General features: G+C 62.6%; 17 protein-coding genes. 4 read left to right on the top strand and 13 right to left on the bottom strand.

What is annotated here, in order from left to right; all coding sequences use genetic code 11:
- Positions 1–13 precede the first annotated feature (13 nt).
- From LJY25_RS04655 to LJY25_RS04645, 3 genes are all read right to left on the bottom strand, one after another.
- Positions 14–778 (bottom strand): exodeoxyribonuclease III, encoded by a 765-nt coding sequence (locus tag LJY25_RS04655; protein WP_227607076.1) that lies wholly within the window; start codon positions 776–778, stop codon positions 14–16.
- Between the two features lie 91 nt (positions 779–869).
- Entirely contained in the window at positions 870–1,235 is a 366-nt protein-coding gene (locus LJY25_RS04650; RefSeq protein WP_227607075.1) for a hypothetical protein, read from the bottom strand.
- A gap of 2 nt (positions 1,236–1,237) precedes the next feature.
- The gene (locus tag LJY25_RS04645) at positions 1,238–1,618 is read right to left on the bottom strand and encodes a carboxymuconolactone decarboxylase family protein (RefSeq protein WP_227607074.1); all 381 of its coding nucleotides are present in this window, start codon (positions 1,616–1,618) and stop codon (positions 1,238–1,240) included.
- 199 nt (positions 1,619–1,817) lie between these two features.
- Here LJY25_RS04645 and LJY25_RS04640 point away from each other — a divergent pair, with 199 nt between their 5' ends.
- Positions 1,818–2,522, top strand: coding sequence for a ComF family protein (locus LJY25_RS04640; RefSeq protein WP_227607073.1), 705 nt, complete (start codon positions 1,818–1,820; stop codon positions 2,520–2,522).
- A 73-nt stretch (positions 2,523–2,595) separates the two neighbouring features.
- Here LJY25_RS04640 and gldJ read toward each other — a convergent pair whose 3' ends face one another.
- Both gldJ and LJY25_RS04630 read right to left on the bottom strand, forming a co-directional pair.
- Positions 2,596–3,855: a gliding motility lipoprotein GldJ gene (gene gldJ, locus LJY25_RS04635; RefSeq protein ID WP_227607072.1), complete on the bottom strand. Its 1,260-nt coding sequence runs from the start codon at positions 3,853–3,855 to the stop codon at positions 2,596–2,598.
- A 69-nt stretch (positions 3,856–3,924) separates the two neighbouring features.
- Positions 3,925–4,995, bottom strand: coding sequence for a PorP/SprF family type IX secretion system membrane protein (locus LJY25_RS04630; RefSeq protein ID WP_227607071.1), 1,071 nt, complete (start codon positions 4,993–4,995; stop codon positions 3,925–3,927).
- A 213-nt stretch (positions 4,996–5,208) separates the two neighbouring features.
- Here LJY25_RS04630 and LJY25_RS04625 point away from each other — a divergent pair, with 213 nt between their 5' ends.
- A complete protein-coding gene (locus LJY25_RS04625; protein ID WP_227607070.1) occupies positions 5,209–8,340 on the top strand; it encodes an AsmA family protein in 3,132 nt (1,043 codons plus the stop codon).
- A gap of 154 nt (positions 8,341–8,494) precedes the next feature.
- Entirely contained in the window at positions 8,495–9,337 is an 843-nt protein-coding gene (locus LJY25_RS04620) for a DUF4382 domain-containing protein (protein ID WP_227607069.1), read from the top strand.
- Positions 9,338–9,483: 146 nt separating this feature from the next.
- Here LJY25_RS04620 and LJY25_RS04615 read toward each other — a convergent pair whose 3' ends face one another.
- The 8 genes from LJY25_RS04615 to LJY25_RS04580 form a co-directional block, all read right to left on the bottom strand.
- A complete protein-coding gene (locus LJY25_RS04615; RefSeq protein ID WP_227607068.1) occupies positions 9,484–10,107 on the bottom strand; it encodes a thioredoxin family protein in 624 nt (207 codons plus the stop codon).
- 83 nt (positions 10,108–10,190) lie between these two features.
- Positions 10,191–10,688, bottom strand: coding sequence for a DinB family protein (locus LJY25_RS04610; protein WP_227607067.1), 498 nt, complete (start codon positions 10,686–10,688; stop codon positions 10,191–10,193).
- 95 nt (positions 10,689–10,783) lie between these two features.
- On the bottom strand, positions 10,784–11,260 hold the full coding sequence (locus LJY25_RS04605) for a DUF6970 domain-containing protein (RefSeq protein WP_227607066.1): 477 nt from the start codon (positions 11,258–11,260) through the stop codon (positions 10,784–10,786).
- 84 nt (positions 11,261–11,344) lie between these two features.
- Positions 11,345–11,737 carry a diacylglycerol kinase family protein gene (locus tag LJY25_RS04600; RefSeq protein WP_227607065.1) on the bottom strand — a complete coding sequence of 131 codons (393 nt, stop codon included), beginning with the start codon at positions 11,735–11,737 and terminating at the stop codon, positions 11,345–11,347.
- Positions 11,730–12,323, bottom strand: a complete 594-nt coding sequence (locus LJY25_RS04595; RefSeq protein WP_227607064.1) for a GNAT family N-acetyltransferase — start codon at positions 12,321–12,323, stop codon at positions 11,730–11,732. The genes LJY25_RS04600 and LJY25_RS04595 overlap by 8 nt, the downstream gene beginning before the upstream one ends.
- Before the next feature lie 151 nt (positions 12,324–12,474).
- Complete coding sequence (fumC, locus tag LJY25_RS04590; protein WP_227607063.1) at positions 12,475–13,878, bottom strand: class II fumarate hydratase; 1,404 nt, start codon at positions 13,876–13,878, stop codon at positions 12,475–12,477.
- An 82-nt stretch (positions 13,879–13,960) separates the two neighbouring features.
- The gene (locus tag LJY25_RS04585) at positions 13,961–17,026 is read right to left on the bottom strand and encodes a DUF7948 domain-containing protein (protein WP_227607062.1); all 3,066 of its coding nucleotides are present in this window, start codon (positions 17,024–17,026) and stop codon (positions 13,961–13,963) included.
- A gap of 142 nt (positions 17,027–17,168) precedes the next feature.
- Positions 17,169–20,204, bottom strand: a complete 3,036-nt coding sequence (locus LJY25_RS04580; RefSeq protein WP_227607061.1) for a DUF7948 domain-containing protein — start codon at positions 20,202–20,204, stop codon at positions 17,169–17,171.
- 159 nt (positions 20,205–20,363) lie between these two features.
- Here LJY25_RS04580 and LJY25_RS04575 point away from each other — a divergent pair, with 159 nt between their 5' ends.
- Positions 20,364–20,765 (top strand): dodecin family protein, encoded by a 402-nt coding sequence (locus LJY25_RS04575; RefSeq protein ID WP_227607060.1) that lies wholly within the window; start codon positions 20,364–20,366, stop codon positions 20,763–20,765.
- The last annotated feature ends 46 nt before the right edge of the window (positions 20,766–20,811 follow it).

The raw sequence follows: 20,811 nt of genomic DNA, 5'->3' as shown, positions 1-20,811 counted from the left end.
CCAACCGCTTGAGTTACCCCAGCTCCACGAAAGCCGGGCAGTGGTCGGAGTGCACGACGTCGCGCAACAGACCCGCCCCGGCCAGGCGGGGTTGCAGCCGCTCGTCGAGCAGCAGGTAGTCGAGGCGCCAGCCCACGTTGCGGGCCCGGGCCCCGGCCCGGAAGGTCCACCACGAGTAGTGGCCGGTAGCCGGGCCGTGGTGGTGGCGGAACGAGTCGGTGAAGCCCGAGCCGAGGAAGGAGCCCATCCAGGCCCGCTCCCCGGGCGTGAAGCCGGGCGTGTTCTGGTTGGCCTTGGGGTTGTGCAGGTCGATGTCCTGGTGGCAGAGGTTGAAGTCGCCCCCGATGACCAGCGGCGGCGAGTCAGGCCGGCGCCGGGCAACGTAGTCGGCAAAAAAGGCAAGCCAGTCGAGCTTGAACTGCTGGCGCTCCGGGCTGCTGGTGCCCGAGGGCATGTACACGTTGAGCACCGCGCAGTCGTCGAAGTCGAGCTGGAGTACCCGGCCTTCACAGTCGTAGAGGTCGGTGCCACAGCCGGTGTGCACGGCGTTGGGCTGCTGCTTGGTGAAGGTGGCTACGCCGCTGTAGCCGGGCTTCTGGGCCGGGTGCAGGTAGGCGTGGTAGCCCAGGGCCTCGAAGCCGCTCACGTCGAGTGGCTCCCGTCCGGCCTTGATTTCCTGCAGGCACAGCACGTCCGGGTCAGCCTCCCGCACCCAGTCGAGCAGCCCCTTGCTCAGCGCCGAGCGGTAGCCGTTCACGTTGTAGGAAATGATTTTCAAGGGTTGTTGGTTGATAGTTGTTCGTTGTCAGTGTTCAAATCAATGGCTGACTAGCAACTGACAACGAACAACTGACAACTTAAGCCCGGCCTTACTCTTCGTCCTTCATAAAGGCCTCGAAGTACTCCAGGATGTGCCATTTCAGCATCCGCTCCTGCTCTTTAAGGTTGGCGAAGGGCACGGGCCGCAGCAGGGTGTAGTGGGGCCAGCCCTCGGCGTCGACGTGGTCGAGCTGGTAGTGGCCCGAGAGGCTGAACAGCTTGCAGGTGGCAATGTGCATCAGGTCCTGTTTCTGCTCCTTGGTGAAAGGGCCGGCGCCCTGGCCCAGCTCCTGCACCCCGATGAGCAGCAGCAGGGCGTTCAGGTCGGGCTTTTTGCCGAACCGCTCCCGCAGCTGGGTCATCAGCTCCCACCAGCGCTGCTCAAACTGCGCCTCGGTTTCCTGGGGATTCAGCATGGCTAGGCGGTGTGCTCGGCGTGGGCCGGGGCGGGCGTGGCCGACTCTTCCTTCAGGGCTTCCCAATACTCCACGGCCCGACGGAAGTGCGGAATCACGATGCTGCCGCCGATCAGGTTGGCAATGGCAAACACTTCGTAGACTTCCTCGTCGGTCAGCTTTTCCTCGTAGCACTTGCCCAGGTGGTACTTGATGCAGTCGTCGCAGCGCAAAACCATGGAGCAGGCCAAGCCCACAATCTCCTTGGTTTTCACGTCGAGGGCGCCGGCCTGGTAGGTGTTGGTGTCGAGGTTGAAGAAGCGCTTGATGACCTTGTTGTCGGCCGCCATGATCTTTTCGTTCATGCGCTGGCGGTAGTCGTTGAACTCGGTGACGAGAGACATATCGTAGGTTTTGAATTTTTGGAAGGTTGAAAGCCCCACGCAGTTCAAGCGCGGCGGTCGGCGGCTTTTCAGAGTCGCGTTTAAACCCTAAAATTAGGCAGAAGTTTCGCGGTACCCCTTCGGACCGCCAACTCCTGCTCTATCCTCCTATTGCTACCCAGGAATTCAACTTCATTTATTCTTATCCCTACTCCCCGTCATGCGTTTTCCTGCTGCCCTTACCAACCTGGTTTCCCTGGTTTTTCCCCGGGTGTGCCTGGCCTGCGCCGAGCCCCTGGCCCAGGGCGAAGACGATATCTGCACCGGCTGCCGGGCCCAGCTGCCCTTCACCGACTACCACCTGCTGCCCGAGGCGCACAATCCGCTGGCCCGCCGGTTCTGGGGTAAGGTGCCGGTGCGCCACGCACTCAGCTACGTGCGCTTTCTGCGCCGGGGCCGGGTGCAGCACCTGCTGCATCAGCTTAAGTACCAGGGGCAGCAGCAGGTGGGACTGGTTTTGGGCCGCTGGTACGGGGCCGAGCTGGCCCGCCACGGCTTGGCTGCCGATTTCGACCTGATTATTCCCGTTCCGCTGCACGCCCGGAAGCTGGCCCAGCGGGGCTACAACCAGGCCGATTCCTTTGCTGAAGGGCTGGCGCTGGGGCTGGCTGTGCCGTGGAGCGCCGCGGTTCTTCGCCGCACCGAGCACACCACCTCCCAGACCCGCAAGAACCGTATGCAGCGCTGGAACAACGTGGCCACCGTATTCGAGGTAGCTGACCTGACCACCGTTCAGGACCGGCGCGTCCTGCTCGTCGATGATGTGCTGACGACGGGGGCCACGCTCGAAGCCTGCGCCCTGGTACTGCTCCAGGCCGGCTGCAAAGAAGTTAGCGTCGCTACCATTGCCTGCGCCGAGCGTTAAAACCGGGTTTAGCCAGGACATAAAAAAAGCTGCCCCGGGAGAGGCAGCTTTTTTTATGTCCTGAAGGCAGGAATTACTTGTTCGAGCCGGCGTTGATCATGGCGCAGCGGAAGCCGATGGCAGCCGTGGAGGAGTCCTCCGCCATGAAGCGGCGGGTACCCGGCGACAACCAGTACGCTACGTCGCGCCAGGAGCCACCTTTGAACACGCGCACGTGGTCGTCGATGAGGGACTGGTAGCCACCCTTGCCCGCCGAGTTGGGGCTCTTGTCGTAGCCTTCCTTGGGGTCGAGGAAGCCGTTGCGGCGGAAGGGGTTCAGGTCTTCCACGTCTTCGAACGACAGCGGACGGTAGATGTCCTGCACCCACTCGTTCACGTTGCCGGCCATGTTGTAGAGGCCGTAGTCGTTCGGGGGATAGGCGTAGATATACTCCGTAATCATGGCGCCGTCGTTGAGGCTGCCGGCAATGCCGGCGTAGTCACCGCGGCCACGCTTGAAGTTAGCCAGGAACTGACCCATTTTCTTGCCGTAGGGGTTACGGGCCTGACGACCATCCCAGGGGTAGATGCGCTTGTTCTCCTGGTTTTCGTTGCCTACTTCCTGCGTACCGATGAGGGCCTGAGCGGCGTATTCCCACTCCGCCTCGGTGGGCAGACGGTAGTTCGGCAGGGTATTGCCGTTCTCGATGGCAATCTTGGGCTTGTCAGCGTCGGCGTCCGGGGTAGTCCCCTTTTTCTTTTTGCCGAACAGGCCGCCACCGCCACCGCTGCTGCCACCTTCGCTGTTGGCAGCCAGGGTTTCGTTTACCTTGGCCGTGCGCCAGGTGCAGTAGTCGTTGGCCTGCAGCCAGCTTACGCCCACCACGGGGAAGTAGCGGAAGCCGGGGTAGCGCAGGTAGTAGTCAACGTACGGGTCGTTGAACGACAGCTCCCGGGCCCACACGGTGGTGTCGGGCAGGGCACGCTGGTAGATTTCGTCCGACGAGTCTTTCCGCACATAGTGCATGTACTCCAGCCAGTGGATGTTGGCTACTTCGGCTTCGTCCATGAAGAACGAGGCGATGGTAACCGTACGCTCGATGTTGTCGTGATTCATCGTCACGTCTTCCTCCTGCGAGCCCAGCACGGTACGGCCGCCTTCGATGAATACCAGACCGGGGCCTTCCGGGATGCCTTTGTAGTCGGCTACCATCATGCCCTCCTCGGTGTTGTACTCGATGCCCGTGGTGGAGCTGTACTTACCGGGTTTGGTGGCCGTAGGCGGTCCGCTTTTGCAGGCAGCCAGGAAGCAGGCTCCGACAACCGCATAGCGCAGATATTGAGAGAAGTTCATAATAGAGGTGAAACTACCTGGGTGAAAATGGGTTAGGCGAAGGCAATTTGGATGCAATAATACAACTTTTCAAAAGGCCGGACAAGGAATTGCCGGGGAATTTTGTCGTTTCAGGCGGCGCCAGGCGGCGTCCAGCACGTCGAACTGCCGGATGGCCAGGGAAAGTTCATGGGCTCCTCCCAGATCAGCGCTGAACTGGTTGAGGCTCATATCGTAGCTGTAGCCCACCCGGAAGGCGCCGAAGGCCACGCCGGCCACGGCCGTCAGGATCTGCTGGGTGCGGGCTGCCCCAGGCAGGGGCACGCCGCGGTACAGCAGCCCCAGCGTGACGGGCGTCGCAGTGCCGTAGAGGCCGACCTCGGCCCGCTGGCTACCACCCTGACGCGTGTAGTTCAGGGTTGGCGTCAGGCTCAGCTCCCGGTACTCCTGCTGCTGGGTCTGGCGGGCAAAGAAAATCTTGTAGCCGGTATTCACGTTCAGACGGATGGGCAGACGCGACTCGGTCCGAAACGCCAGGTCGGGCTGGTTAAGGTGGTGACCCGCCAGCCCCAGCCAGAACTGGTCGGAGTACAGCAGCACGCCGGTGCCCAGGGAAAAGTAGCTGACCGGCTGAAAGTCAACGACCTCAGCTGATACGTTGCGGACCACGCCTTCGTCGGAAAGCTGGTCGCCGAATACGAGGTTGTCGTAGCTGATGCGCTGGTTGCCGTAGGTAGCCTTGAGGCCGCCGCTGAAGCTGAGCGTGGGCGTGAGGCGGGAATGGTAGGCGTAGATGCCGCTGGCTTCGAACCGGGTGTAGCCGATGCTGCCGGTGCGGTCGAGGTTCAGGAGCAGCCCCACGGCGCCCCGCTGGCTGTTCAGGCGGTAGTCGCCGGCCAGCTGGGTGGTCTGGAAAGAGCCGGCCAGGGTCGGGAACTGGTTGCGGTAGCTGAGCGTGACGCCGTAATCGTCGAGCAAGCCGGCAAAGGCGGGGTTCGCCTGCTGGCGGTTGGCGTAGGGCTGGGAAAAATACAGGTCCTGGGCCCGGGCGCCGGTGCTGATTCCCAGACCCGCGGCAACGCCGGCCGTCAGCAACGCCGGGCGCAGGCTGCCGCGCAGCCAGGGGAAAGCAGAGGAAAAAGGCCAGGAAAACAGACGCATAAGCAGGTGCACTAACGCAGGGGTGGTTGCGTTTGGTACGTAGGTTAGGTGAAACCTGGAGCCTAAGGTGGTAAAATCCTTCATCTTTATCAGCCTGCCGGCTTCGTAACCCTTTGGAGGCGGAGCTAAACCTCCCCCGTGTGCCCTACTTTTGCTTAGGCCGGCGCTATATAGAATCTCGTCGGATTGAATTCGGCTTCTTCCCGTACTGCTATGCGTAAATTCTTTTTAGGTCTGCTGATTTTCCTGGTGGTGCTGGTGGCCGCCGTGGCCCTCACGCCCGTCCTGTTCAAGGACAAGCTTAAGCAGGTGCTCGACCGGCAGCTGGCCGAGCGGGTAGCGGCAAAAGTTGAGTACGACCCCTCGAACGTGAGCTTGAGCTTGTTTCGCACGTTTCCGGACCTGGCCCTGAGCATCGATGACCTGCGCATCATCGGGCAGGACTCCTTTTCCCGCGACACCCTGGCTTACCTGCCCTCGTTCCGGGTGGGGCTGGATCTGATGACCGTCATCCGGGGCGAGCAGATCAAAATCAAAAGCATCGAGCTGGACCAGCCGGCGCTGAGTCTGCGCATACTAAAGGGTGGCAAGGCCAACTGGGACATCTTTCTTTCCGACTCGGCCCTGGCCCGGCAGGGCAAGGACACCACCCAGATCAGTTTGGCTATCAAAGGCTGGCAGATCAACAACGGCCGTCTGCGCTACGAGGACCTCACCATTCCGTTCGGGATGCAGGCCCGGGGCGTAAACCACACCGGCTCCGGCGACTTCGAGCAGAACGTGTTCGACATGGTCAGCCAGACCACCGCCGAGCAGTTCTCGATGAGCTACGACGGCATGGAGTACATCACCAATAAGAAGCTCAATGCCGCCGTGACCGTGGCCATGAATCTGGAAAAGATGCTGTTCACCTTCAAGGAGAACCGGGTGCAGCTCAACGAGTTTCCCGCCACCTTCCAGGGTGCCATCGGCTTGCCCAACGATACCGACATCACCTACGACCTTACGTTCAAAGCCCTCGAAACCGACTTCAAGAACATCCTGAGTCTGGTGCCCGGAGCTTATACCGAGCGGTTTAAAAGCATTGAGGCCAGCGGCAAGGTGGCCTTCGACGGCTACTACAAAGGCGTGCAGAATGAGCTGAACATGCCCGGCTACGGCGTAAACCTGCAAGTGCAGAACGGCATGTTTCACTACCCCGAGCTGCCCCAGCGAGCCCGCAACATCAACATCGACTTGGCCCTGGACAACCCCTCGGGCTTTACCAACAACATGAAGGTGAACGTGAAGCAGTTTCACCTCGACCTCGGCAAAAACCCGATTGACGGCAACGTAGCCATCGACGGGCTGGAGCCGATGAAGGTGGACGGGCGGGTGAAAGCCAACGTGGACCTGGCCGAGATGATGAAAGTGTACCCGGTGCAGGATCTGCTGCTGCGCGGGCAGCTGTTTGTGGATGCTACGGCCAAAGGCACCTATTCCAAAACCCAGATGCCGGTAGTGCAGGCCGCTCTGCGCCTCATGAACGGCTACGTAAAAAGCAAGCAGTTTCCGGCCCCGATTGAGAACCTGGCCCTGACCGGCACCGTCGCCAACGCCACTGGCAAGCCCAACGATACTTATATCAACATTCCGCAGTTCCGGATGCTGCTCGACGGGGAGCCGCTTGAAGGCCGGGTGGCCGCCCACAACATCGACAAGCCGGTGTTCGACGCCGACGTGCACGGCACCGTGGATTTAACCAAGCTGACCAAGATCTTCCCGCTGGAGGGCATGACGGTGACGGGCCGGCTGAAGGGCAACGTTTTGGCCAAGGGCAACATGGCCGACATCGAGGCCGGGCGCTACCAGAGCGTGGTGGCTTCGGGCCGGGTGCAGGCCAGCAATGTGACCTACAAAAGCCAGGACCTGCCCCAGGGCGTGCGGGTAAACTCGGCCGCAGCCACGTTCAACAACAACGAGATTGTGCTGCAGAACATGCAGGGCTTCGTAGGCTCGTCCGACATTGCCGCCTCCGGGACCATCGCCAACTACATGGGCTATCTGTTCACCCCCGGCCAGTCGCTGCGGGGCAACCTGACCGTGAACAGCCAGCGGTTTAACGTAAACGAGTGGATGGTCGATGAGGTGTCGGCCAAGCCTACTACGGGTGCCGTGGCGGCTACCAAGGCGCCGGCTGCAGCCACCAAAGCCGACGGCGTGCTGCAGATTCCGAAGTTCTTCGACCTGACGCTGAACAGCACGGTGGGGCAGGTGATCTACGACAACCTCAAGCTCGACAATGTGAAGGGGCTGGTAACGGTGCGCGACGAAGCGGCCGTGCTCAACGGGCTTACCTTTAACTCCCTGGGCGGGTCGTTTGCCACCAGCGGCAGCTACAGCAGCAAGAACCTGGCCCACCCCAAGTTCGACGTTGGCCTGAACATCAAGAATCTGAACTTCCAGAATGCTTTTGCCGCCTTTAACTCGATTAAGACGCTGGTGCCGCTGGCCAGTCAGCTGGAGGGCGTCTTTTCGACCAACTTCAAGGTAACCGGGGAAATGGGGCCCGACATGGTGCCCAACTACAGCACCCTTACCGGCCGGGGCGTGGTGGAAGTAGTGCGGGCCGCCGTGGCCAACTCCGAAGTGCTGACCAAGATGAGTACCCTGACCCAGCTGCAGGAGCTGAAGCGGTTTGTGGTCGAGAACAAGGACGTGGCCGCCGAGATGCTGAACGGCAACTTCATCGTGAAGCCCTTCGACTTCACGGTAGGCCAGCTGAAGCTGACCGTGGGCGGATCCAACAACGTGAACGGCAAGCTCGAGTACATCACGGCCATCGACATGCCCACTGGCAAAGTGGGCAACGCGCTGAACTCCCGCCTCACCCAGCTGACCGGCGTGCAGGACATCAAGGGTACCGAACGGGTGACGCTGGGACTTAAGATTGGCGGCACCGTGAAAAGCCCCCAGGTGGCTCTCACGACCGGGAGCGTGAAAAACCAGGCCAAGGACGTAGCGAAGAATCTGGTGCAAAGCGTGGTGCAAAGCCAGGTCGATAATGCCAAGCTGAAGCTGGCCGCCAAGGCCCAGGTAGCCCAGGACAGCGCCCGGCGGGAGCTGGACCGCCGCCGGGAGGAGCTGGAAGTTAAAGCCCGGCAGGAAGTGGAAAAGAAGCGCCTCGAAGCCGAAGCCAAGCTTCGTAATAAGGCGTCGGAAGGACTGAATGGTTTGTTTAACCGGGGCCGTAAGCCTGCTCCCGCTACCCCAACGCCTACCCCGGCGCCTTCAGCTCCGACTGCGGATCCGACGCCTGCCCCGGCTACCCCGGCCCCGGCGGATACCACCAAAGGCGGGGGCTGAAGACAGTGAATTCAAAAAGTGCAATGTGAGGTATAGCCTGCAAGGAAGGGAAAATCAAGCTGAAAGTGGCCGGATTATTGTGCCAAACGGAAATCCGCAGCTTGCGTAGAAGTCAGCGGCTGCTTATCTTTCTGTTCCTTCTCTCCCTTTTATCATGAAACTCACTCGACTCCTTCCCTTCGCCCTGTTCACCGGACTGGCCCTGACCAGCTGCTCCGGCAACGATTCTACTGATGAAAAATCGTCGAAGCTGGAGGTGCGCCTCACGGATGCGCCCGGCAACTTTCAGCAGGTGGTACTGGATGTGCGTCAGATTGAGGTGCACCTGAAGGAAGCAGGCAACCCCGACGGCTGGGAGCTGCTGCCCTTCACGCCCCAGACGGTGAACGTGCTGAACTACGTGAACGGCCGCTCGGCCCTGCTGGTCAGCACCGACTTCACCCCCGGCGACCTGAAGGAAATCCGCCTGCTCCTGGGCCCCGACAGCTACGTAGTCGGGCAGGACGGGCAGCGCTACGACCTGAAAACGCCCAGCGGCCAAAGCTCGGGCGTGAAGCTGAAGCTCGACAAAGCTACCCTTCAGGAGCGGCAGACCTTCCAGCTGGTGCTGGACTTCGACGTAGCCAAGTCAATTGTGGAGCGCGGCAACTGGCGCCCCGGCAACGACAAGAAAGAGCGGTACCTGCTGAAGCCGGTTATCCGGGTTATTGCCCAGGACATTGCCGGCGCCCTGCGTGGTACCGTTACGCCCGCCGCTTCCCTGCCCCAGGTGCTGGCCATCCGGACGTCGCTCACTCCGGCCGACACGTTCAGCACTTCGGCTGATGCATCGGGAGCTTTCCAGATCAACAGCCTGCCTTCCGGCACCTACCGCGTAGAGCTGTACCCTTCCACCACGGCCCCCACTGGTCAGTCCGCTTACCGCAACGTAACCCTGACCGGTAAGACCGTTCTGAACAACCAGACCACTGACCTGGGTGCCATCCCGCTGCAGTAGTTTTTGAGCGGCAAGCGGTAAGCTTGTACTGAATACAAAAAAGCCCCGACCTGTATCAGGCCGGGGCTTTTTTGTGAATCTAATTTCAAATCAGTGCTCTGGGTACGTGGCGGAAAGCTAACAGCCAGCAGCTGATAGCTGTTAGCTTATTCCAGCCCCTGTAGCAGAGCTAGCAGCTCGCGCTGGGTGCTAAGGGTGCGGTCTTTGGCGTACCAGGCGTGAATCTGCTCGGCGTACTGCTCATGACTAGCCCCCTGGGCTTTGAGGTCGAGCAGGAGCTTCTGAGCTACCGCCGGGCGCGGCCCCCAGGTAGCCAGCTCCGTCAAGGTAACGGGGTCCAGCACCAGCAGCTTGGGAATTGACCGGCCGCCGTTGGTGAGGTAACGGTCCATCAAATCTAAATTTTCGTCGCGAAGCAGGTAGTGCGTGGTGATTTTGCCCCGGCTGGCCTGGGCTACGGCCTCCAATACCGGCACCAGCTGGGCCGCGTCGCCGCACCAGCCCTCGGTCAGGATCACCCACTCATAGCGGCGGGGTAGGGCGTCGAGAGTGGCCTGCACGTCGGGCAGCAGCTGTATGGTTTTGTCGATACGCTGCATGCGCTGAATGTTCAGACGGGCGTACTGGACGAGCTGCTCGCTCTGCTTCGGGCCGGTGGTCAGATTCCGGGCCATCAGCTCGTCGATCAGCTGGCGGTAGGCGGCATAGGAGTAGGCGCTTTGCAGGCGGCCGGCATCAAGTACGGGTTCGGAGACGATTATCGGAGACATAATTAAGGCAGTCGGGAGGCTATAGATGCTGAAAAACCCTCCCGGGGCCGGAAGGGTTTTTCGAGATGCCGAAATAAGGCATGCTACAGGCTCGGCACCGTCTGCCGCGCGGCAGCCGACAGCTCCCGGCAGTAGGTAATGAAGTCGGTGTTGATGGGCTCCAAGCCGTGCTCCCGCATCCGGGTTGCTACCTGGGCGCGGTGGTAGTTGGCGTGCACCGTAGCGTGGGTCAGGATGTCGGACACCTGGCTTTCGTAGGCGTTGCCCTGGGAGTTGGTGTAGGAAATCAGGCGGTGCAGCTCCTCGTCGTCGGCATCCGTCATCAGCTGGTGCAGGCGCTCCGAGGTTTGCTCGTGGAGCTGGTGCAGGCCTTCGAGGGTATGCTCCTGCCACACCTTCACCGGGCTTTGGGTGCCGGTGATGCGGGCAATCCAGATGGCCTGGGCGTTAAGCACGTGGCTGAAGAGACGCAGGCAGATGGCGGGAATTTCCTGGCGGGCCGCTACTTCGTCGAGGCGGCCGAGCAGGGTGGTATTGGCCCACACGTTGTAGGCGCCAAGTTTTTCGAGCGTATTTATCATGGTGCAAAAGGTTCGTAGGAAAAAAGCAGGGGTTGGGCTGGGGTGGCCGAACCGGTGCAGTACCGGGTGCTAACCCCCCGGGCCGGGTCCTGGTTTCAGCGCTGATCCTGCCAGACCAGCTTTTCTTCGGTGCGGTTCTTCGTGAAATCGGCGCAGCGCCCGTCGCCCCGGCCGGTAATGCCGCCGTCGGGCTGACACAGCACTTTGCCCTGCTGGTCATATAAAGTAGTGAACTGGTCACAGCACGGGGCCGTCACGTAGTACACCACTTCCCCGTTGTAGCGGTAGCTCATCACCTGGATAGGCGGGTTCTGCTTGGGCTCAGCCTGGAAGGCCAGAATCTTGTCGTCGAGCCACTTAGGTCGGTTGGCTTTGTCAAACGCTGCCATCGGCCGGTCGGGCGGGGCGCTCGTGACGGTTGTGGTGGTGGGGGCCGTGGGGGTGGTCGGGGTAACGGTACCGGTCGCGGGTACGTCGGTATGATTCTTTACGGATACGTTGCGCTGACAGGCATTCGTCAGCAAGAAAGAGGCGGAGGCTACCACCGTAGCAAAAAGCAGGGGCAGACGCATATACGGGAGGGCTAGACAGACAACGGAAAAGGATGGACGCTGCCCGCAGGCAACAATCAACTTACGCCGGCCCGCAGTATTTGTTTATTGGCCTTGCCAGAGCGCCCCTACGTGGGGCCCGAACACCAGTACCCCGATGACCAGCGCGGCTATGGCCGTCACCAGTACGGCCCCGGCCGCTACGTCCTTGGCTTTGCCGGCCAGCACGTGGTAGTCCGGCGACACCAGGTCCACAATGGCTTCCACGGCCGTGTTCATCAGCTCCGCCGACCACACCGTGCCGATGGCCAGCACGACCAGCGCCCAGTCGAGGCGGCTCAGGCCGAAATAGAAGCCTAGGCCGACGGCCACTACTGTGGACAGGGCGTGAAAGCGCAGGTGCACCTCCGAGCCCAGGGCGCTCCACACGCCCCGGAAGGCGTAGCCAAAGCTGGCAATGCGGCGCTGGAGCCGCCCTCCTTTCTGAGGCTTAGCCACGGGCGTCGAATTCGCGAAAGACGCTTTGGCGCAGCCCGTCCCACTCGGGTTTCAGGATGCTGAAGATGACCGTGTCGCGCCGGATGCCGCCCTGGGTGTTGCGGTGGCTGCGCAGCGTGCCTTCCTCGGTGGCACCCATCCGGGCCATGGCCTCGCGCGACTTCCAGTTGCGGGAGTCGGTTTCGAGCTCCACCCGCTCGCAGCCGAGGTTGCCGAAGGCGTGGTTGAGCAGCAGGTGCTTGCAGGCCCGGTTAAGGCCGCTGCGCTGAAACTCCTTGCCCACCCAGGTGTAGCCGATGCTCAGGCGCTGCTCGTCCAGGTTCACGTTGTAGTAGCTTGTGCTGCCCGCCACCTGCCCGGTGTGCCGGTCGATGATGACGAAGGGGTAGCGCAGTCCTTTCTCCCGGCCCTGCAGGGCCTGCTGCACGTAGGCGGCCAGGTCCATGGGCGAGTGGCAGGCCGTCAGCGTGTACTTCCACAGCTCCCGGTCGAAGGCTACGGGCTTGAGGGCCGCAAAGTCGGTGGGGTCGAGGGGGCGCAGGCGGGCGCGGCTGTTTTCGAGCGTAATACAGCGGGAAAAATCCATGGAGAAGCAGGAGCGCAAAAGGTTAAAAGCAGAACGTCATTCCGAGCGCAGCCGGGGAATCTCGCTTGCTGACGTTGGAATTACTAATCCAACGAGGCGGGAGAGATGCTTCGACTTCGCTCAGCATGACGTTCTGGTACTATTCAACTAACTACTTCTTGATTTCGCCCACCATGTCCTCGGGCTTCAGCCACTGGTCGAACTGCTCCTCGGTGAGGTAGCCGAGCTGCAGGGCGGTTTCCTTCAGGGTGCTGCCGTTTTTGTGGGCGGTCTGGGCTATTTCAGCGGCCTTGTAGTAGCCGATGTGGGGGTTCAGGGCCGTTACCAGCATCAAGGACGACTGCACGTGCTTGCGGATGTTGTCTTCCAGGGGCTGGATACCCTCGGCGCACTTGTCGTTGAACGACACGCACACGTCCCCGATCAGGCGGGCCGACTGCAGGAAGTTGTAGATCATCACGGGCTTGAACACGTTCAGCTCGAAGTGACCGTTCATGCCGCCGATGTTGATGGCCACGTCGTTGCCCATCACCTGGGCCGCTACCATCGTCATGGCCTCGCTCTGGGTGGGGTTCACCTTGCCGGGCATGATGGACGAGCCGGGCTCGTTGTCGGGAATGTACAGCTCACCGATGCCGGCGCGGGGGCCTGAAGCCAGCAGGCGGATGTCATTGCCAATCTTCATCAGCGAAGCGGCTACGGTCTTGAGCGCGCCATGGGCTTCCACGATGGCGTCGTGGGCGGCCAGGGCCTCAAACTTGTTTTCAGCCGTGATGAAGGGCAGGCCGGTGAGGTCGGCAATGTGCTTGGCTACGTTCTCGGAGTAGCCGGGAGGGGTGTTGATGCCCGTACCCACGGCGGTGCCGCCCAAAGCCAGCTCGCTCAGGTGGGCCAGGGTGTTGTGGATGGCGCGCAGGCCGTGATCGAGCTGCGACACGTAGCCCGAAAACTCCTGCCCCACGGTCAGCGGGGTGGCGTCCATCAGGTGGGTGCGGCCAATCTTGACGACGTGCATGAACTCCTCGCTCTTGCGCTTGAGCGTGTCGCGCAGCTTCTCAATGCCCGGAATCGTGACCTGCACCAGCGTCTGGTAGGCGGCAATGTGCATGGCCGTCGGGAAGGTGTCGTTCGAGGACTGCGACTTGTTCACGTCGTCGTTCGGGGCCAGGGCCTTCTTTTCGTCGCTCAGGGAGCCGCCCTGCAGCACGTGGCCGCGGTAAGCAACCACCTCGTTCACGTTCATGTTGCTCTGCGTGCCCGAGCCGGTCTGCCAAACCACCAGTGGGAATTCGCTGTCGAGCTTGCCTTCCAGGATTTCGTCGCATACCCGGCCGATGAGGTCCGCCTTTTCCGCCGGCAGAATGCCCGCGTCACGGTTGGTCAGGGCCGCAGCCTTCTTCAGGTAAGCAAAGGCGCGGATGATTTCGGTGGGCATCCGGCTGATGTCCTGGGCAATCTTGAAGTTCTCGATAGAACGCTGGGTCTGGGCACCCCAGTAGCGGTCGGCGGGCACCTGTACGGGGCCCATGGTGTCTTTCTCGGTGCGGAATTGCATATGCGGCGCGGAAATGCGGATGAAACGTAGGGATTGGGAGGCGGTAAAAGTACGCAACGCCGGGCGGGTGCCCAAGCCGGCCCTACTTTACCACCTCCAGCCAGCCCTTGACGCGCCGGAAGCAGAACCGCTCGTTCTCGAGCAGGTAGTAGTACACCCCGGCGGGCTGATCGGCGGCGGCCCAGTCGTTCCCGTACGCGGCACTGCTGTATACCAGCCGGCCCCAGCGGTTAAAGATGCGCAGCCGGGTGCCGGCCTCAACGGGCGCCGGCGCAAACCGGTCGTTCATCCCGTCGCCGTTGGGCGTGATGATGTTGGGCGGAGCGGTCTGGCTGCCGATGGTGACGTTGCGGACAAGGCGTTGCGTGCAGCCATCCAGGCTGACTTCGGCCGAGTAGCTACCCGACTGCGTGACGGTGATGCTGCTCGTGGTTTCGCCCGTGCTCCACAGAAACCGGCTGCCGGGCTCAGCCGTCAGCATCAGCTCCACGCTGCCGGCGCAGGATGTAGTATCCTGTTGGGCTGCGTCGGTGCTGATGGGCCCCAGCACCTGGGTCTGGCTTGTGGTAGTGCAGGCTCCGTTGCTGATTTCCACGCGGTAGATGCCCGGGCTGGTCACGCTGATGGTGCGGGTGATGGCGCCGGTGCTCCAGCGGTAGGCGCTGCCCGGGTTGCCCGCGTCAAGCGTGACCGGTGCCGCCGTACACAGCCGCAGGCTGGCCGGCAGGGTGCTGACGGGCAAGGCATTCACCCGCACGATTACCGAGGCCGTGTCCTGCACCGCCGGGGCGCAGGCCTGGGCTGCGCCCGTGATGGTGAGCCGGACGCGGTAAGACCCGGGTTGGGTGAACGTGTGGGTGGTCGAGGAAGTGGTAGCCGGGGCCGAGCCGTCGCCGAAGTCCCAGCGGTAGCTCACGGCCCCGGTGCTGTTGTTGTCGAGCTGCACCAGCAGCGGCGCGCACCGCTCCACGGTGGTCCCGACTGACAATGCCTGTACCAGCACGTTGGCCGCGTCGGGCACGACCTTCAGGCCGACGACGTCGAAGCCGCTGTTGCGGGCGGTACGCGCGTAGGCCAGGGGCGTCGTGGGAAAGACCTTGTCGTCCGGCACGCAAAAGGCGTGGTAGAGGCGTCCCTGGGCGTCGAACCGCTGGGTGAAGCTGTGGACGTGGACGCCTTCCTGCCCGATACCGGCAGGCGGGCCGTAGTACGAGCCGAACTCGACCTGGGTAGCATTGGCATCAAGCGCAAAGGTGTAGAGGGCTCCGGTGCCGGTACTGCCCGCCAGAGCGTTTACCTGGGGCAGGCCGGTAGTGGTCGTCACGGCCGCTCCTCTGATTTTTCCGCAGTCGTCAAGCCCGAAGGCCGTAAGCCCATTGAATAGCCCGGACCCAACCTGATAAGGGGGCACCAGCGCCGTAAAAGTTTGGTTCCGAAGGTCCGGGGGCAGCTTGCTGATAAATACCTTGCCCACGCCGTTGGTCAATGCGCCCGGGGTGGCCGTAAGGGCGCCTTCGGTGGTGCCGTAGGCATACACGTTACTGGCGCCGTCGAGGGCCAGAAAGCGGATATCGTCGGCGGCATTGGCGGAGCCGAAGGCAGTGGACGCGACCAGGACCGTGCCGGTGGCGTTCAGGCGGGAAATAAACCCGTCGCCCGAGAACCGAACCGTCGGCACAAAGGCGCCGGAGGTGGTCGGGAAGTTAGTGCTGGCGGTGGCTCCGGCTACCACCGGCTCCGTGCCTCCGCTCAGCTGAATGGCGGCGGGCTCATCGTCCAGCGACCCGCCCAGCAGCGTGCTCCAGACCAGGGTCGTAAGCGTGCCATTGAGTTGGGCCACGAAGCCATCCTGGAAGCCGTTGGCAGTGCGGTCATAGGCGCCGGTCGTGGTTGGGAACCCGGCGGCAGTGCTGCCAGTCAGAAATACGCTGCCCGTTGTGCTGAGTACGAAGTCAGCGGGGTTCTCCTCACCCGGTCCGCCCAGGTAGGTGGACGCCAGCAGCTGGGAGCCGTTCGAGCTAAGCCGGCACACGGCCAGGTCATCGAGCAGGCCATTGAAAGAAGCGTCGTAGCAGCCGGGAGTGGTGGGAAAGTTCGTGGAGCCGGTTTTCACGAACAGGTAGATGTCGCCGTTGGTCGTGGTGCGCAGGCTGCGCGCGTCGTCGAGGTTACTGCCGCCAAGGTAGGTGGCAAACAGCAGGGCCGATCCGGTACGGTTAAACTTGCTCAGCCCTACGTCGCCGAGCTGCCGGGGGCTGGTCTGGTAGGCTCCGGGCGTCACGGGATAGCCAAAGCCGGTGGTGCGCGCTGCCACCAGCACGTTGCCTACCGCGTCGTAGCCGGCCGTTTGCCCGTACAGAAAGCTGCCGGTAGCGCCGGAATACGTAGCCGCCGCTACCACCGGGTCGATGATGAGCATCCGGCGCTGGTCGTAGCCCTGCGGGAACTCATAGCTCAGGATGTTGCCCCTCAGCGTATAGCGGCAGGGCACGGCCTGGCGCTGCCCGTCGGGGGTAGGCTGGTAGGCGTAGGGCTGCTGCTCAGTAATGGCGCCGACGGAGGTTTGCACCAGCAGGGCGCCGTTAGGCAGCAGCCGAACCGCGTCGGCGCCCCGGTAGCGCAGGGCAATGGCGGTGGCGCGGGCGCCGGGAGTTACTTCCAGATCGTACTTCAGCCGCCCGCCGTCCGTGCCGTAGAGGTGCAGGTTGATGCCCGGGTACAGGCTTTGGTACTGGACTTCGGCAAACAGCGGCACCCGGGCGGCCCATTTGCTTTGATCCGGCCCCAGGAAGTAGTTATGATAAGCCCGGGCCTGCTGCCGTCCCACTGCTTTTCCTCCCGCCGCCCCCACAAAGTCGACATACACGGCGTGGCTGCGAACCGGGGCTGCCTTCGAAACAGAACCTTTCAACGACGCCCCCGCCGGGTGCAGCCGGGCCAGGTCGGCCGGGCTATGCCAGTCGTACACCAGCCCGGAGCGGGTCAGGTACACTTCGCCGCCGGGCAGCTCCGCCCGAAACAGTACGGCCGTTGGCCACTGGCTTTTATTGGCCACGAAGCTAAGCTGCCGGGGCTGGTGCGGACTGGCCCGACCCACGGCGGGCAGCAGTACAAACCAGATGCAGAGCAGATAACAGATCCTTGACACGGAATAAAAGTAAGCAGACAGTCGGGTACAAAACGAAATCAGGCTGGCCCGGCAGATTCTGCGCTGGGACAGCCTGATTTTCGGTTGAAGAGCTTCCGCTGAACCGACCCGAATGGGTCTGGTTGCCAAGCAGCGCGGGTGGCTACTTGATAATTTCTACCCAGCCCTTGGTATGAGGCGTGCAGAACCGGGGGTTGTCCAGCGTAAAGTAGTACATGCCGGCCGACTGCCCGTCCCCGCTCCAGTCGTTGCGGTAGTCGTTGGAGGAGTACACCAGCCGTCCCCAGCGGTTGAAGACGCGCAGCTGGGTGCCGGGCTCGATGCTCAGGGGGCGGAACGTGTCGTTGAGCCCGTCGCCGTTGGGCGTCATCACGTTGGGAGCCGGCACATTGGGCTGGAACGTAACCCTACGGGTTTCGGTGATGGTGCAGGAGCCCTGCGTCACGCGCACCGAGTATTCGCCCGACTGCATAACCTGGATGGTGGGAGTGGTAGCGCCGGTCGACCAAAGGATAGCGCTGCTGTTGTCTGTTTGCGCCCGCAGCGTCAGGCTGGTCGCGCCGCACATGGTGGTATCGGCCCCAATGCGCGGGGGCAGCAGCAGGCGGACCAGGGTACTATCGCGGGTGCTGCAGCTGCCGTTGCTAATCACGACCTTGTAGTAGCCTGGCGTGGCAACCACGATGCTTTGGGTGGTGGCCCCGGTGCTCCACAGGTAAGTGTTGCCGGGGTTGCCGGCGTTCAGGGTCTGGGGACCATTGCAAAGCTGCAGCTCCCGGGGCAGGGCTGCTACGGGCTTATCTTTCACGTTTACCGTCAGGTAGGTTGTGTCGCTGCGGCCGCAGCTGGAGCCGTTGCTCAGCGCCACGAGGCGGACGCGGTACGTGCCGGCCGCGGTAAAGACGTGCGACGGGTTCTGGGTAGTGTCGGTGGCGCCGTCGCCAAAGTTCCAGCGGAAGCGGCTGGTGCCCACGCTCTGGTTGCCAAACGTAACGCGGTAAGGGGCACAAGCCGGGGCCACGTCATTCACCTGCGCCCGGACAATAGCACCACTGGCTCCCAGGCCCTGGTCGATCTTGAACACGGCAATGTCGTAGCCCGAGGCCCGGTTGACGGTGGAGTAGGCCGGGCTGACCGTGGGAAAGCCTCCACCCGTGTAGCAATGCGCCTGGTATAGCCGTCCCTGCGGGTCGAAGCGCTGCACGTTGGTGTGGTCGTGGCTGCCCCCGGTGTAGGACCCAAACAGCAGCCGGGCTCCGTTGGAAGCCAGCGTGAAGGTGTAGTACGGTCCGGAGTTGCCGTTGGGCAGCGGGTTCAGCACGGGCATCTGCGTTCCGGAGCTGTTGCTGAAGCCTGCCCCGTGAATGTTTTCGCAGGCGTCAACCCGCATGGCCCGGGGCGAGAACTGCACGAACGAGCCCATCGTAGCCGTATACCGCAGGGTGCGCAGGTCACTGGCTAGTTTGGTAACGAACGTCTGCGCGCTGGGTGCCGAAACGGAGCCTGGAGTTGCTGCAATGCTGCCCCACGTGGTGGTCGTGCCCAGCAGGTACACGTTGCCGGCAGGGTCGGTATCCATCGAGCCGATGAATTCGGCGCCGGTGGCGGCTCCATAGTAGGTAGAGGCCACCAGCCCCGTGCCGTCGGCACGCAGGCGGGTTACAAACGCTTCACCGGGCGAGCGGTAGGTGGGTGTGAGTACCCCGGGCGTTACGGGAAAGTTACTGCTGGTGGTGTTGCCGGCTACCACCGTCTCCCCGTTGCCTAGTATTTTGATACCGGCCGGGTTATCCGAACCGGATCCACCGAGGTAGGTGCACCACTGTAGCGTGCTCAGAGTTGAGTTGAAGCGGGCTACAAATGTGTCGCCGGAGCCCTGGAACGTACGGGAGAAGGCCGTGGCCGATACGGGGAAGTTGGACGACTGGGTGCTGCCCACTACGTACACATCCCCCTGGCCGCTGATATCCAGGTCCACGGGCTGGTCGAAACCGGAGCCCCCGAGGTAGGTAGAGCCCAACAGGGCCGTGCCGTTGGCGCTCAGCCGGCTGATGGCCGCATCGTTGCCGCCGTTGGCGCTGGCATCGAAGCAGCCCGAAGTGGTCGGGAAGTCGAAGGAGCCGGTGTTGGTCAGCAGAAACAGGTCTCCGGCGGCATTGGTCAGCATGGCCCGCACATCGTCCTGGCCCCCGCCGCCCAGGTAGGTCGCGTAAAGCAGGGCAGCCCCGTTGGGAGTGAGCTTACTGATGCAGACTTCGGGCGTACTGCGAAGCGTGGTCTGGTAGGCTCCCGGGGTGATGGGGTAGCCGAAGGTCTGGGCTGCGCCGCCGGTAAAGATGTTGCCGGCGGCATCGTAGGCGGCCGTGTTGCCGAACACGGTGCCGGTGCTGCCGGAGTAGGTGGCCGCGGCCACCACCGGGTCAATAACCAGGGGCAGGCGGTGGTTGTAGCCCTGGGGGAACTCGTAGCGTATCACATTGCCGGTCAGCTTATAGCGGCAGGGCACGGTTTGGCGCCGGCCCTGCACCGTCTGGTAGGCGTAGGGGCGCTGCTCGTGCACGTCCGTCACGGAGGTGCGCACCAACAGGCTGCCATCGGCACGTAGGGTCAGGGCTTCCGCTCCGCGGTAGCGCAGCCCGATCTGGCTGGCCTGCGCCCCCGGGGCCACGAGAAAGTCGTATTCCAGCTGCCCGGCCGGGGTGCCGTAGAGCTTGAGGCTGATGCCCGGATACAGCTCCTCGTAGCGCGTCTGGGCGTAAAGCGGGACGCGGCTGGCCCAGCGCGACTGGTCTTTCCCCAGAAAGTAGTTGTGGTATTCCGGCCGGGATTCGGCTCCTGCGGGCTCCCCGGCGCGGGCTCCCACGAAGTCCACGAATACGGCGTGCCCGCGCAGGGCCAGGTCGGGCAGCGTGCCTCCTTTGGCTTTGTCGTAGGCCGCGTGGGCCCGCTCCAGGTCGGCCGTGCTGTGCCAGTCGTACACGAGCCCGTTCTGGGCAAGGTACACGTCACCGCCCGGAACCGCGGCTTTAAAGCGTATGGCCGTGGGCCACTGGCCCTGGTTGGCAATAAAGGAAAGCCGGCCCCCGGGAGCCGGAACGGTTGCGTAGCCCTGGGTGCTCAGGACCATGATACCAAGCAGAGCAGCTAGCTTTCCGGCGGGCAGAGTAATAAGATCCATCGAAGATATAATTGAAGGTTAATGCCTCTCAAATTTAGCTAAACTCCCTTAACAAGACGGCGGAGTTGACCATCTGCCGATGAGCCTCGTACAAGCAGACTTGCCCGGTTCCGGCCGGGTAGCCGTCCTCTTCTCCCACTCACCTAACCTTCTTCCCCCATGAGTTCCATCAAGAAAGTGATTGAAGTGCTGGCCAGCTCCGAAAAAAGCTTCGAGGATGCCGTGCAGCGCGCCCTGCAGGAAGCCAGCACCACCGTGAAAGGAATCCGTTCGATCTACATCAAAGACCAGAGCTGCCGGGTCCGCGACAATAAGATTACCGAGTACCGCATCACCGCCAAAATCAGCTTTGAGGTAATGCACAAGTGGGACCCTACCAGCACCCAGAATGCCCCGGCCGAGCTGCGGGTGCCTACGGCCGATGATGCCCCGGCCGGCACCGGCGGCGGTACGCCCGACTACTCCGGCGTGAACCTGCATGCCAAACCCGACTTGCCCCGCGACGTGGAGCCCGGCGGCAGCGCCACCTCGGCCGAAAGCGGAGGCGGCTACAGTAACTAGCTTTCCTGATAAGTAAAAAAGGCCCCGCTACCATTTGGTGACGGGG

It is taken from the genome of Hymenobacter translucens, from assembly GCF_020685205.1.
Classification (GTDB): Bacteria; Bacteroidota; Bacteroidia; order Cytophagales; family Hymenobacteraceae; genus Hymenobacter; species Hymenobacter translucens.
Note: the sequence above shows the minus strand (reverse complement) of the source record. Positions and strands in the feature narration are given on the sequence as shown.

Excerpts from the sequence above, each read along its gene's own strand:
- LJY25_RS04630 (WP_227607071.1), bottom strand. The coding sequence starts at position 4,995 with ATGCGTCTGTTTTCCTGGCCTTTTTCCTCTGCTTTCCCCTGGCTGCGC.
- gldJ (WP_227607072.1), bottom strand. The coding sequence starts at position 3,855 with ATGAACTTCTCTCAATATCTGCGCTATGCGGTTGTCGGAGCCTGCTTC.
- LJY25_RS04620 (WP_227607069.1), top strand. The coding sequence starts at position 8,495 with ATGAAACTCACTCGACTCCTTCCCTTCGCCCTGTTCACCGGACTGGCC.
- LJY25_RS04625 (WP_227607070.1), top strand. The coding sequence starts at position 5,209 with ATGCGTAAATTCTTTTTAGGTCTGCTGATTTTCCTGGTGGTGCTGGTG.
- LJY25_RS04650 (WP_227607075.1), bottom strand. The coding sequence starts at position 1,235 with ATGCTGAATCCCCAGGAAACCGAGGCGCAGTTTGAGCAGCGCTGGTGG.
- LJY25_RS04640 (WP_227607073.1), top strand. The coding sequence starts at position 1,818 with ATGCGTTTTCCTGCTGCCCTTACCAACCTGGTTTCCCTGGTTTTTCCC.
- LJY25_RS04610 (WP_227607067.1), bottom strand. The coding sequence starts at position 10,688 with ATGATAAATACGCTCGAAAAACTTGGCGCCTACAACGTGTGGGCCAAT.
- LJY25_RS04605 (WP_227607066.1), bottom strand. The coding sequence starts at position 11,260 with ATGCGTCTGCCCCTGCTTTTTGCTACGGTGGTAGCCTCCGCCTCTTTC.
- LJY25_RS04615 (WP_227607068.1), bottom strand. The coding sequence starts at position 10,107 with ATGTCTCCGATAATCGTCTCCGAACCCGTACTTGATGCCGGCCGCCTG.
- LJY25_RS04575 (WP_227607060.1), top strand. The coding sequence starts at position 20,364 with ATGAGTTCCATCAAGAAAGTGATTGAAGTGCTGGCCAGCTCCGAAAAA.
- fumC (WP_227607063.1), bottom strand. The coding sequence starts at position 13,878 with ATGCAATTCCGCACCGAGAAAGACACCATGGGCCCCGTACAGGTGCCC.
- LJY25_RS04595 (WP_227607064.1), bottom strand. The coding sequence starts at position 12,323 with ATGGATTTTTCCCGCTGTATTACGCTCGAAAACAGCCGCGCCCGCCTG.
- LJY25_RS04645 (WP_227607074.1), bottom strand. The coding sequence starts at position 1,618 with ATGTCTCTCGTCACCGAGTTCAACGACTACCGCCAGCGCATGAACGAA.
- LJY25_RS04580 (WP_227607061.1), bottom strand. The coding sequence starts at position 20,204 with ATGGATCTTATTACTCTGCCCGCCGGAAAGCTAGCTGCTCTGCTTGGT.